This window comes from Peribacillus muralis, from assembly GCF_001439925.1.
GTDB lineage: Bacteria > Bacillota > Bacilli > Bacillales > DSM-1321 > Peribacillus > Peribacillus muralis.
Genome location: NZ_LMBV01000047.1, coordinates 1 through 12157, shown reverse-complemented (window position 1 = coordinate 12157; position 12157 = coordinate 1). Strand labels below are relative to the sequence as shown.

9 protein-coding genes and 1 pseudogene are annotated in these 12157 nt (G+C 40.1%); 2 read left to right on the top strand and 8 right to left on the bottom strand.

Going from position 1 to position 12157, the window contains the following annotated elements; genetic code table 11:
• Window positions 1–323: 323 nt before the first annotated feature.
• The 8 genes and pseudogenes from pulA to ASU00_RS23615 form a co-directional block, all read right to left on the bottom strand.
• Window positions 324–2207, bottom strand: a pseudogene (gene pulA / locus ASU00_RS23650) (type I pullulanase); the annotation flags it as partial.
• Between the two features lie 337 nt (window positions 2208–2544).
• Window positions 2545–4674 carry an ATP-dependent Clp protease ATP-binding subunit gene (locus tag ASU00_RS23645; protein WP_057915890.1) on the bottom strand — a complete coding sequence of 710 codons (2130 nt, stop codon included), beginning with the start codon at window positions 4672–4674 and terminating at the stop codon, window positions 2545–2547.
• 655 nt (window positions 4675–5329) lie between these two features.
• On the bottom strand, window positions 5330–5734 hold the full coding sequence (locus ASU00_RS23640; RefSeq protein WP_057915892.1) for a C40 family peptidase: 405 nt from the start codon (window positions 5732–5734) through the stop codon (window positions 5330–5332).
• A gap of 233 nt (window positions 5735–5967) precedes the next feature.
• On the bottom strand, window positions 5968–6594 hold the full coding sequence (locus tag ASU00_RS23635; RefSeq protein ID WP_057915889.1) for a metal-dependent hydrolase: 627 nt from the start codon (window positions 6592–6594) through the stop codon (window positions 5968–5970).
• Between the two features lie 173 nt (window positions 6595–6767).
• Window positions 6768–7733, bottom strand: coding sequence for a nucleotidyltransferase family protein (locus ASU00_RS23630; RefSeq protein ID WP_057915888.1), 966 nt, complete (start codon window positions 7731–7733; stop codon window positions 6768–6770).
• Window positions 7730–8029 (bottom strand): hypothetical protein, encoded by a 300-nt coding sequence (locus ASU00_RS23625; RefSeq protein WP_152983837.1) that lies wholly within the window; start codon window positions 8027–8029, stop codon window positions 7730–7732. Before ASU00_RS23625 ends, ASU00_RS23630 begins: the two co-directional genes overlap by 4 nt.
• A 137-nt stretch (window positions 8030–8166) precedes the next feature.
• Entirely contained in the window at window positions 8167–8433 is a 267-nt protein-coding gene (locus tag ASU00_RS23620) for a PqqD family protein (protein ID WP_057915886.1), read from the bottom strand.
• Window positions 8433–9203 (bottom strand): hypothetical protein, encoded by a 771-nt coding sequence (locus ASU00_RS23615; RefSeq protein WP_057915885.1) that lies wholly within the window; start codon window positions 9201–9203, stop codon window positions 8433–8435. The genes ASU00_RS23620 and ASU00_RS23615 overlap by 1 nt, the downstream gene beginning before the upstream one ends.
• A 425-nt stretch (window positions 9204–9628) precedes the next feature.
• On the opposite strand from ASU00_RS23615, the gene ASU00_RS23610 reads away from it, so the two are divergent.
• Together ASU00_RS23610 and ASU00_RS25620 are read left to right on the top strand one after the other, a co-directional pair.
• Window positions 9629–11800 carry an Ig-like domain-containing protein gene (locus ASU00_RS23610; protein ID WP_057915884.1) on the top strand — a complete coding sequence of 724 codons (2172 nt, stop codon included), beginning with the start codon at window positions 9629–9631 and terminating at the stop codon, window positions 11798–11800.
• Window positions 11801–11815: 15 nt separating this feature from the next.
• A complete protein-coding gene (locus ASU00_RS25620; RefSeq protein ID WP_161809785.1) occupies window positions 11816–11968 on the top strand; it encodes a hypothetical protein in 153 nt (50 codons plus the stop codon).
• Window positions 11969–12157: the final 189 nt, after the last annotated feature.

The window sequence follows — 12157 nt, the reverse complement described above, 5'->3', positions numbered from 1 at the left end:
TTGAAGATCGAATTAGGAATACAGCTTAAGATTTAACCTTTTAGTGTCCAAAATATTGACTCAAATCCAGTAGTAACCAATAAAAATTTGTTCATAAAACATTTGTAAACTTTCTATTTATAGTCCAGTATGTCGTCAGCACCATCAGTTTTTATATGCACTTTCTCTGCCTCTAAAAAGGGAAATGCAAGTTCGTTTAATATTTTCTAACCGACATCATTTTGCGTAACGTGTATAGTAAAATTGAAAAAAATGAAATCTTTTCAGCTAATGAACAAAGTAGAAGTGAGTGAAAGTATTCACTCACTTCTACTTTAAGATTATCAATTACAAATTTGTTTTAAAACAAACGAACTTAATGGATCAACGGTTATTTGATTCCCTTTAATCCTTTCAATTTCCTCCAGGCCCGCCCGTTTACCATCCACTAATACGGACCATTCACCTTCGTGAGGAAGAGAAAATGTTATCGCATCCCGATTTGCATTATGAATCACGGCAATTGTTGAATCCTGCTGGTTTAATGTAAATGCAACCACATTCGGTGGGGCATCAATGAATTGTAAATGCTGTTCGATTTCTTCAGGTGTGCTCAATCTGAATGATTTGAAATTTTTTCTTAGCGAAATCAAGCCTTTAATATATTCGACTTCGGTATTAAAATCAGCCCTTCTTTTCCAATCCAAACGGTTAATCCGGTCAGGTGATCGATAGCTGTTTTCATCGCCTTCCTTCGAGCGCATAAATTCTTGTCCGGCATGGATCATCGGTATTCCCTGAGATAGCAGAACGATGGCGGAAGCTAATTTATGCATCTGTTTACGTTCAGTTTCGGTAGCTTCTGGATTAGTGATGTTAAGCTTATCCCATAAGGTGTAGTTATCATGTGCTTCAACATAGTTGATGACTTGGTTCGGTGTTTGATAGGTTGCAAGTTGGTCATCGTAGTGCAGGCCAGCAGCAATGCTCTTTCTTATGATATCTTCCATTCCTGGTTTCCCATTGATAAATCCTTTATCGTGCTTATCCATCACAAAACCTTTTAACCCGTCCCTGATCGCATCATTAAAATGAGCGATACCAGGCATTTTATTGGCATTTTTTTGGTTCGCCTTCTGTTCCTTTGGCAATGGAGTATCCATATCCCAGCCTTCGCCCAAAACAATGATCGTCGGATCAATTTCTACAATCGCTTTTTTCACTTCATTCATCGTATCCACATCATGAACCCCCATTAAATCAAACCGAAAGCCGTCGAGGTTAAATTCCTTAGCCCAATACGTGATCGATTCAACGATGAACTTACGCATCATTTTATGTTCAGAAGCGGTGTCATTACCTACACCAGTGCCATTCGATAAGGTGCCGTCTGCGTTATAGCGAAAAAAATAGGTAGGGACAAGCTTATTGAAATTGGAATCACTCACAGAATAAACATGATTGTAGACGACATCCATGATGACACGCAAGCCATGATCATGTAGGGTTTGGATTAATTCCTTCAACTCCCTGATCCTTGCCTTTGGTTGATACGGGTCTGTCGAATAAGATCCTTCTGGTGCATTATAATTTTTCGGATCATAGCCCCAATTGTATTGCGGTTCATTTAATTTCGTTTCATTGACGGTGGCAAAATCGAATACCGGGATTAATTGCACATGAGTTACACCCAGATCCTTTATGTGATCAAGCCCTGTCTTCACACCATTAGGACCTTTTGTTCCTTCTTCAATCACGCCCAGGAATTTACCTTTCTGTTTGATTCCGCTCTCCGGATGAATCGACAAATCTCTTGTATGTAACTCATAGATGATGATGTCCTCCGCTTTTTCAAGAGACGGTTTGTTACGGGTCCATTTTCGGGGATTCGTGTCAGTCAAATTTACCACGACCCCTTTATCTCCATTGACCGTGACTGCGCGAACATAAGGGTCGACGGCTTCACTCCATTCCTCTCCTATCTTCACTTTATATGTATAAATCAGCCCATCATGATCGCCGGTTAATTCCGCTGTCCAGGTCCCCTTTTCAGAACGACTCATCTCCATTTCAAGGCCCTCTGAATCATTCCATTGATCATACGTAACAAGCTTAGCTTGGGATGCAGCAGGTGCCCATACCCTGAAAGCCGTTTTATCTTGACGGTAGGTATTACCTAGGTCTTTTCCATCAAAAAAATAGAGGCGATCCAATTCTTCCGGATTTAGTGGATGAATATTAGCAACAGGAAGTGAAAGCGATGAATTATCCGTTTCTACATCAGCCGCGTTTCGATTATTGATATTTTCTTCTTCAAAATAAACTGAATCTTTAATAGGTCATTCCCCCATCGAAATTCCCAATTCAAAACAGGAATTCGTTTAATATCTATCTAATGGCCCTGCATAGGATATTTTGCTTCTCCTACACTATGGATTCCCTTGGATTGACGCTGTAAACTCTGGATTATAGAGAACATTCAGAATTAAGGATGCAAAAAAAAGCCTAAAAGAAAAAAATGCCTCCATAACAGTTTTACGGTCTTGGAGGCATTTCTAGTACTCTTTATGGTGTTTTAATAATTTTCACAAGGTCGTTTTCAACAATTGCACTGAACTTCTTCACTTCAGGCTGCTCAAAAATGAAGTCCGTAATGCCGTCTTCGAGTTGTTCCTGAAGAACTCTGCGGAGCGGTCTCGCACCGAATGTCGGATGATAGCCCATTTGAATCAGTTTTTGTTTCGCTTCTTCCGTTACGATTAAGGATAATTCTTGATTAGCCAGTGTTTCGTCAAGCTCCTCAAGCATGATATCAACGATTTGGAGAAGGTCTTCCTTCTTCAATGCGGAGAATTCGATGATGCTATCGAATCTGTTCAAGAATTCAGGCTTGAAGAAGCTGCCCAATGATTGGAGGATGGAAGCCTCTTCCACAGCTGTACTTGTGCCGAAGCCCATCACTTTTTGTTTTTCTCCAACACCGGCGTTGCTTGTCATGATGATGACAGTGTCCTTGAAAGTAACAGTTCGACCTTGACTATCAGTTAACCTGCCATCTTCCAAAATTTGCAGGAACATGTGCATAACATCAGGATGTGCCTTTTCAATCTCATCCAATAAGATGATACTGTACGGTTTCCGGCGTACCTTTTCTGTTAATTGTCCGGCTTCTTCATGTCCAACATATCCAGGAGGTGAGCCAATTAACTTGGAAACACTATGTTTCTCCATGAACTCACTCATATCAAGGCGGATCATCGCGTCTTTGTCTCCAAACATTTCGTCAGCAAGCGTTTTGGCCAATTCCGTTTTACCGACTCCAGTCGGTCCAACGAATAGGAAGGAACCTGTAGGACGGTTTTTCGATTTCAACCCAGCCCGGCTTCTGCGGACAGCTTTTGCAACCTTCATGACGGCCTCTTCCTGGCCGATGACTTTATTCATCAGCTGGGCTTGAAGATGAACCATTTTCTCTTGCTCATCTTCCTGTAATTTGCCTATCGGTATACCGGTTTTTTGTTCGATGATTTTTTGGATGTTTTCAGTGGTGACGATTGGTTTAACTGAATTACTACCTGATTGCAACAATTTTTCAAGCTTTTCTTCTTCATCACGAAGCGTTGCCGCCTTTTCGTACGCTTCTTCTTTTAAAGCCAATTCTTTTTCTTTGTAGATTTGGGCAAGACGCTCTTTCATATCCTCTTCTTGACCATCTTCAATTGTCAGGTTCAACTTGGAACCTGCTTCATCCATTAAATCAATGGCCTTGTCTGGCAGAAAACGATCTTGAATGTAACGGTTTGACAAATCCACGGCCGCTTTCAATGATTCCTCGCTATAAGTAACGCCGTGATAAGCTTCATAGCTGTCTTTTAATCCTGTTAAAATGGCAAGTGCTTCTTCCGTTGTCGGCTCATCAACCTGTACCGGTTGAAAACGTCGTTCAAGTGCTCCATCTTTTTCAATTTTTCGATATTCAGACAATGTAGTTGCCCCGACAAGTTGCAGTTCACCTCTGGCAAGTGCCGGTTTCAAAATGTTACTGGCATCCATAGATCCTTCAGCTGAACCGGCACCGACAAGTTGGTGTATCTCATCAATGAATAAAATGATATTTTTTCTTGTCTGTAATTCACTGATCAGCTGCTTCATCCGTTCCTCGAATTGACCTCGAATTCCGGTATTGCTTACAAGAGAGGCAACGTCGAGCATATAAACCAGCTTATTACGCAATTTAGCAGGAACAGAGCCTCCAGCGATGGCGAGAGCCAATCCTTCCGCAATGGCTGTTTTACCTACCCCAGGTTCACCAATTAAAACGGGATTGTTTTTATTACGTCTATTCAGTACTTCTATCACTCGTTTTATTTCATCATCCCTGCCGATGACCGGATCTATGAGACCCGCTTTTGCTGCATCGGTCAAGTTGCTTCCAAATTCCTCAAGCAAACCGCCTTCTTCACTTTGCGTAACAGAATCCGGTTGGGATGCTTCATTATAATTAAATGGGTTGAATGGATGGTGGGAACCATTGAACTGAGCTTTTCCAGTATCGATTCCTCCCATTGCCGCTCCCAGTTTCTTTCGCTCTTCTCTATAACAAGTGGAGCACAGCTTCAAATCATGCTCCTGACCATTCATATTTAGATGGACTTGAATATTAGCTTGGTTTACATCGCATTTTTCACAAAGCATGTAGTACTCCTCCTTTTAAATTATGAATAAAAACTTTGACCTTCTTTGACCTTGTGAACTTATTATACATTGACCAACTTTGACTTTCAATCATTTTGTCTTGGGATTTCTTAACCAAATCTGGATTTATTTCTATGTACCATATTTCAGGGTAAATGTTGGAGATCCTGAATGGGTTTGCTTAGCATAATAAATGATCGAACGACAGTCAAATGATTCGCATTTTTGCATAGAAACTATATGGTTCATTTTAATTGGTTACCCGCTTCACATTGATTCATATTAGGCATGAGTTTTGCAGCTGGATAAAGAACGTATGAAAAATTACGAGTGCAGCTCCATAACTAAAGTACTTTCATCGGGATGCTAGCACCGTTGGTTGGCATTGGCCACATAAGGGAAACCTTAAGGTGTGATTTGGAATTCATAATGAAGAAAGGGCATTGAAGGATAAGCGATTTACGAAACGCTACCCTTATATAGCCACCTTTATTTTTGCGTTGGTGAAGAATGCAGAAAGGAAATTCGAATGGCTGGGATTTAACTATGGGTTACGCTTATCCAGCCTGTTCAATGTGGAAGTAATGCAGGGGATTGAAAGTGCAAACAAAAAAAAGAGACTTCATCAAGTCTCATGCTTTTGTATATGAAAACATTATAAGCGTTTGGCACCTATGTACTTCGGCTTCCAATATGTATTATTGGTTTTGGCATATGACACTCCTTTAGAAGATGCAGAGTGTATGAATTGATTATCACCAATGTATATAGCCACATGTGTCGGCTTTTTCGCTTTATTTGGTGCAAAGAACATTAAGTCCCCTTTTTGCAGCGTTTTAACTGACTTACCTTTTTTATATATTTCAGCAGCAGTTCTAGGTAAAGTCTTGCCAGCCTTTTGGTAAGAATATTTCACTAGACCCGAGCAATCAAAACCTGATGGTGAAATGCCACCCATTTTATATTTCGTACCTAATTCACTTTTGGCGACTGTAATCGCTTTTGTATGATATGACGCTGCTTCGGCTTGGCTCCCTGTGAAGGTTGCTGACCCAAGCATAATAGCTAATGACAATCCGACGACAATTTTCTTGAACAAATTTTTTACCCCCTGATGTGATTTGCTAAACTTAATATACTAGAAAATGCATCTCAATGGCATCACAGGGTCTTTACAATTGTGTTACATTTAGTAGATATAGGTAGAAACACCAGGAAAAAACGAAAAAAAAGTCGAATTTCAGCATCCACCATGCTAGAAAGCAAAAAATACAGTGGTTGAATCAACCACTGTTAAAACTCCTTAGAGTAGAAGGGCAAAAATAACTTAACTCCCCGTTTATTAAACGGCAAGAATTTCATATCTGCGATTAAGTGACTGATATACCCGAATAGACATGTAGTGAAAATCCCGTCAATTTTCATTGCTGCCTCGAATTGAAACGCGATGATGCCGAAGAACACAATCCCTGCGACCGAATGGGTATAACTTCTATGAGGTGTAAACGATGCTAGAATCATATAGAGACCCAACAGCCATAACCAATTCTCCTGCAGTGACATTCCAACGCCTAAAACCCCTAATCCACTAAGAGTCAGCATATGCCTTTGTGTAATGAATGAGGATATAATGATAATTCCGATTCCTGCCCCTGCACCGATCCACTTTTCATTTTCATAACCTTCCAAAATGCTATAAATGATCATAAGCATTCCTACCGTTTGAGCCAGGGTTCGGATGAACTTGTGGGAAAACGTTATCCTATTGCTTAACTTTCCGTCAATATCCATGTCGGGCATGAGACCGGAAACGCCCCCAATCCCAACTAAAAATAATGTGGTGGTCGGATCCGTTTGTAGTGAATTTGCCGTTAAGTATCCAACTGTTGCCCCTATGGCCATGTGTGCTGTACCGTTCAATGTCTCTCTCCTGTTCCACTATGAAGTCATGTTGCCTCCAAGAAACGAATGTTTGTTCGAAGCTTTACTATTACTATACAATATTTCTGATGGGATTTCTTTATTTCTAATGAAAAAAAAGCAGGATTTATCATATTTTGATAAAAAGTGAAAGCATTGGTCACTACTCTAATTTAGTATTTGGAAGATAACATATGATAAATTTCGATGATGCTATGTTTTGGTGAATCAAAGCTAAGAAAAGAATAATCAATGAAGTCCGCATACTTTTTAATCGGGGAATTTCTTTGGTTGTATAAGGTGGGTATTTTTTCTGTAAACTCATTTATGGATTGCAGGATTGGCAGCTGTTCATAGACAATCGATAACGTCCTGATGGTTCTTTTTTTTGTTTTGTGGCGCGTTGCATCATCTATCAATCTTTTATAATCAATATTCAGGTTCAAAATGAGTTGAATGATATCAATGAAATACTTTAAGGAATTCATGTTATGCCGCCACCCATGAAGACAAATCATATAGAAAAGATGGTAATCGGAAAGCTGTTTAACATACACGGAGTCATCGATTGGATAGGCTTCCTTCCAAAACTCACTGATTTCCAAATTTGTAGTATCCTTCTTCAATAAATCCCAATGAAGTTCCACGGTTAGAGGAATTTCAGAACCAGGAAGCTCCTTACTAAAAGCTGTATGAAAATGATTAGGGACTTGTTTTTCCTTCTGTGCATACCCCATACGTTTAACGATATTTGTAGCTTCCTCCATGTCATATGCTTTTATGAGTAAATCAATATCAGACGTAGGCCGAGCTCCAATATGGCCGAAATGCTTTTCAGAAAAAGATGTACCCTTTAAAGGAATGACATCCAAGCCACCTCTTTCGAACTCACATAATAATCGTTCTGTTTGATTTTTCATCAAAATATTTTGATAAAGTATACTCTGAAATTTTTCATGTAGTGCTTGCTGAAAGAATGCTGGTGTACCCTTTAATCTCCCATTCTGCTTCAATATAAACAAAGCTTGCGCATGTATTTTTGACTTTTCCATTTCATTAAGAAGCTGCCAATAATATTTAAAGTCAATAGGCAGCTTTATTTGTGGTTCATATAAAACTTGCAGCAACGTTGGCTTCATTGCGATCGTCTCCCCTTCTCCCGTTGTTGTATATGTAAGTAGGTTCGAAGCATATCTGACAAATAGGGGAAATGAAGGATCGATCCTGCCCACGCTTTAGCTAGAAAACCTGTAACAAGCAGTTTGTAGTTCCGTTTCTGGACATAAACCAATTTTCCAACAATTTGTTCCGGGTAGATTGGCTCATCAAAGCATACATTTGTATCACCTTTGAAAAGATATCTCCGCTTCCCATCATCTTTCAACTCTTTATAATATCGGTGTGCGATCAATCGACTTGATGAAGCATAAAACAATACGATATCCCCTTTTTTCAAATATGACGGAAGGCAAACAGTAAAGTTACAAACCTCTCCGTTCTTTATAAAAGGATACATACTACTTCCTTGTGCAGGTAAAGTAATTGAACCTTCTTTTTTCAACAATTTCCTTGTCAAATAACATGCTGAATTAACCTAAAATGTAGTAAACCCAATAAATAGCTTTCGATGTCACGTGTAGAAATCTCCTCCATCGCGACATATTGATCACTTAAAGACTGGACCAAGGAGTCGACAGTTTGTGCTTGATTTAGAAGTCCCCAGCAAAAACCACCAATTTCATTTAGCTTTGTCACTGTGAAATTTTCAGTATGTAAAATTATCCACTCCTCATCAAGTTGTGTTGCTTCCACAGTAGAACATTGAATATATTGGACCATTACGAAATCAACTCCCAAAACGTATTGTCTTTTTGAAAAAAGAGGTTATATATGGGTACCTTTTTTGCCATTTCCACTAACATGTCTAAAATCACCTTTTTATGTGCCGGAAGATTTGACCAGTAAAACACCTTATCAATCATGGTTATGAGCGAATCGGATTTTGGCAGGATTATCCTTTGGTTTTGTAGAGACTGATGCAAGACTTGTATGCTTCCTAACGGGAAAACTGTTTCTTCCCCACCAGATGGGATTTCACTTCTGAATGGGGAATTAAATACTTCCATTTTTCCGGCTGAAATCTTTAAAATCGTCGCTTCGTCCGATAGCAGATTACGTGGAAAAGATAATACTGCTGCCGTTGATTTTCCAGCACCAGAATGACCTGTGAAAATATGGGCTTCCCCATTTTCTATCACACATGAAGAATGAAGCAGCAGTCCCCATCCATGATGGACGATGAATGAACTGTATAAATTGATTAGTGCATGCTTAAGAGCCAATTCATCATAAGCTGAAATTTCTGCATATTGAAATGCTGCCTCCACTTCCACCAAATAATCCGACCTTCGAAAATAAATTCGATCCGCTTGCCTATCTTCTCTCACATCATCATTCAAAAAAGGTACACCAAAGTCCAGCTGGATCGTTACAGTAAGGTCAGGTTGATGGTTTGCCTCCGCCAGTTCCCGGAACATCTTAAATAAGTATAGAGGAGCATTTTCAAATTGAATGAAATGATCCCCTATTTTAGTGTGTAATATTTTCATAGCAGCTTCCCTTCATCATTTTATCAAGAGCACCCTGGATTTTAGGATAATACTCCTATATTCGTAATTATAGTTCATTGTAAATTCTTTTTAAAGAACATTTTTGCTTGTTTGACCAAAAAAATAAAAGAATATAATGAACAAATCTTTAAAATAAACGCTAATATAGTGTAAATAAAGCGAATCTCAGTATTTTTCTAAACTTATATTGTTCTTTATGAAGAACGGTGGTATTCTAAAAAAATATCAGGTAATTAGTTCTAGTCGATACGATTGATATAACGAATGAGTAAGGAAAACATACCACTACCAACATCCTGTTATTTTCTGGATTTATTCTTTATAAATAATAGCTTCAGTATGAAAGGGGTGGCTTCTAGACTAGTAAGCATAGAGAAAAACATTTAGTACAGGGGGAAATTTTGATGTCATTAGCAAGGAATTGTAAAACGCTTGGCATTTTTACGCTTGTTATCCTTTTTTTATGGTTGACGGGAAACACGCAGGCTTTTGCGACAAATGGAGGTGGAAAAGGCAGTAAACCTGTTTATGTGACAGGAATTTCATTAGCTCCAGAGACTATAAGCATGAATGCCAATGATAAAGATGTCGAACTTGTTGAATCGATCAAACCTGTTCATGCGACAAATAAGAAGGTTACTTGGTCAACATCCAATCCTCAAGTCGCAACGGTTACCAACAGCGGTGTTGTCCATCCGGAAGGTCCAGGTACGACAACCGTTACCGTAACGACGATGGATGGGAATTTTAAAGCAAAAACCAAAGTCATGGTAAGTGATCGGATTGTCGTGAAAAGTGTGGCAGTAAAGCCGAAACTAGTAAATCTTACTGTTTCCGAAGAAGCACAATTAACAGCTAAAGTACTGCCAGTGAATGCGACTGATCAAGAGCTTGCTTGGTTTTCTTTCAACCCAAGAGTAGCTTCAGTTTCAGACGGTGTCATCCAGGCGAAAAGTCCAGGCATCACCATTATCAAGGTTTTCACTAACAATGGGCACTTCGATTGGTCGCTGGTGACAGTCTGTCCGAGTATGCTAGTGCCCGTTAAAAGCCTATCGCTTAATCCAAAAAATATAACCCTTACTGTTGGTGGAAAAGATGAAACCTTAACGGCTGACGTCACACCAGACAATGCCACAAGCAAAATCTTGATATGGTCTACTTCCGATTCAAGTGTGGCAACGGTAAACAATGGCATTGTCCATCCTGTAGGACCAGGTGTGGCTACCATCACTGTCGCGACCGTTGATGGTAAAATCGAGGATACAGCTAAAGTTACCGTGACAGCTCCAGTAACTGGCGTCAAGATTAGCCCGGAATCCTTGAATCTAACGGTTGGCGGAGAAGATAAAACTTTAAATGCCGAGGTTTCACCAGCCAATGCGACTAACAAGAAGGTCCTTTGGTCAAGCTCAGATTCAAGTATCGCAACCGTTGATGAAGGAATCGTCCGCCCTGTCGGACCAGGCCAAGCCGTCATCACCGCTACAACCGAGGATGGCCGCTTCACAGCTTCCACACATATTAAGGTGACCGTACCTGTTACTGGCATTACACTTGATTCAGCCGAGTTAAACTTGACGGTTGGCGGAAAAGAACCATCCTTAACTGAAACAATTTCACCAGCCAATGCAACCAACAAGAACGTCACTTGGACAACTTACGATGCAAGTGTAGCTTTAATAGAAAATGGAACCGTCCATCCTATCGGACCAGGTCAAACCATTATCACGGTTACAACGGAAGATGGCCACTTTTCAGCTTCAGCAACGATTAATGTGACCGTTCCAGTCACTGGAGTATTGGTCTCCCCGGACACACTTGAGCTTATTGTTGGCGGAGAAGATAAAACCTTAACAGAATCGATCTCACCCGTTAATGCGACCAACAAGAAGGTAACTTGGACAAGTTCGGATACGGGTGTTGCGACCGTTGATAACGGTGTCGTCCACCCTGTCGGATCCGGAACAGCCATCATTACCGCGTCAACCGAAGACGGCGGTTTTACAGATGAGACAACAGTTAAGGTTACCTCGCCAGTGACAGACGTTTCGCTTGATCCGAAAACATTGAGCTTCAACCTAGGTGATGCAGATCAAACGCTAAAAGCAACACTTCTGCCGTCCAATGCAACAAACCAGCATCTATCCTGGACTACATCAGATCCAAAAGTCGCTACCGTCGTTAACGGAGTAGTCCATGCTGTCGGTGTAGGTCAGGCTATCATCACTGTCACAACCGAGGATGGCAGCTTATCAGACACAGCTACCATAACAGTCGTCGATCCGGATACGATTCCTCCGGTTACGAAAAATAAAATGACTCCTATTTTTAACGATAAGAACGCCTATATCATAGCCTTGACGGTGACTTACATCGCATCAGATGATAAAACAGGCGTAAAAGAAACATTATACCGAATAAACGGAGGCACTTGGCAGCTCTATACCAAACCTTTTGATGTCTCTGCCGACAAAACGCACACATTGGAATACTACAGCACAGACAAAGCCGGCAATAAAGAAAAAATCAACTTCTATGATTTTGACAAAGGAACATGCTCATGTTCCAAATAGACAGGAGGAATCCTTTTGGAAAAACAAATCACAGTAAAAAAGAATTACGAACCGCCAAAAGTGTTGCACCACCAAAACGTCACCTTTGAAACAGCCATATCTTCTTCGACAGGACATTGGGAATTTCAATATGTAGATGGATGCTGGGTAAGGGTATTTGTTCCTTGATTGATTACTTGTAATGTGAATAACATAAAAGCGCGTTATTTGGAGATCTTTGCGGGTAGCGTCATAAAAAGCATATTAATGACTATAAAAAAACCAAATAAAAAAACGATTCCTTTACATTGAACTGACCCATCGAATTGAGACTTAGAAAAAACACTTATGCTGCCTGCTCTCCAAACTCAATTGGAG

Coding starts and splice junctions, on each gene's coding strand:
- ASU00_RS23615 (WP_057915885.1), bottom strand. CDS start 9,203: ATGAAAATATTACACACTAAAATAGGGGATCATTTCATTCAATTTGAA.
- ASU00_RS23645 (WP_057915890.1), bottom strand. CDS start 4,674: ATGCTTTGTGAAAAATGCGATGTAAACCAAGCTAATATTCAAGTCCAT.
- ASU00_RS23630 (WP_057915888.1), bottom strand. CDS start 7,733: ATGAAGCCAACGTTGCTGCAAGTTTTATATGAACCACAAATAAAGCTG.
- ASU00_RS23620 (WP_057915886.1), bottom strand. CDS start 8,433: ATGGTCCAATATATTCAATGTTCTACTGTGGAAGCAACACAACTTGAT.
- ASU00_RS23640 (WP_057915892.1), bottom strand. CDS start 5,734: ATGCTTGGGTCAGCAACCTTCACAGGGAGCCAAGCCGAAGCAGCGTCA.
- ASU00_RS23610 (WP_057915884.1), top strand. CDS start 9,629: ATGTCATTAGCAAGGAATTGTAAAACGCTTGGCATTTTTACGCTTGTT.